This window comes from Peribacillus sp. P4_C12 (genome assembly GCF_056402095.1).
Genome location: NZ_JBFUIB010001202.1, coordinates 1 through 542 on the forward strand (window position 1 = coordinate 1; position 542 = coordinate 542).

Here is a 542-nt window from a genome sequence, read left to right on the forward strand (position 1 = left end):
CTATGCTCTATACCTCTTTTTAAAAAGGTATTATTATCAACTTTCTTTCTAAAACCCTTCAATAGGATCTATCTCTACCGAAAATTACTATATTATCAATAGAAGAAACCTATAGATAACTATCATTGATACACATCAATTGTCCTAAAACACGACATCTAGTAACGAAACTGTAACATTAGAGATTATTTTGTAATCTTCGAAACACTTTTTTATTCTATTTGTCATGGTTTTTATATATTTCATAGCCCTATAATATAAAGGTTAAATATTTTTTTACCACATCAGGAGGAACTTTCCTATATGAAGAATTCGAAAAACTCTTTTATTCTCGCGGGAACTATTATAGGTACCCTATTTGCCAGCACTTCTGCTTATGCTAGTTCTTATCAAGTTAAATCGGGTGACACCCTAGACGAAATTTCTAAAGCACATAATACAACTGTCCAAAAATTAAAATCTGAAAACAATTTGACTAGTAATCTTATTTTGCCAGGTCAAGTTTTAAAGATTAATGAATTCACTAAAAGTACTGTTACAAC

At 29.7% G+C, this 542-nt stretch carries 1 protein-coding gene; it reads left to right on the forward strand.

The genetic code is table 11. The features are described from left to right. Positions 1-303: 303 nt before the first annotated feature. The coding region (locus tag AC1DUW_RS32135) for a LysM peptidoglycan-binding domain-containing protein (protein ID WP_477644623.1) at positions 304-542 on the forward strand (239 nt) is incomplete at its 3' end.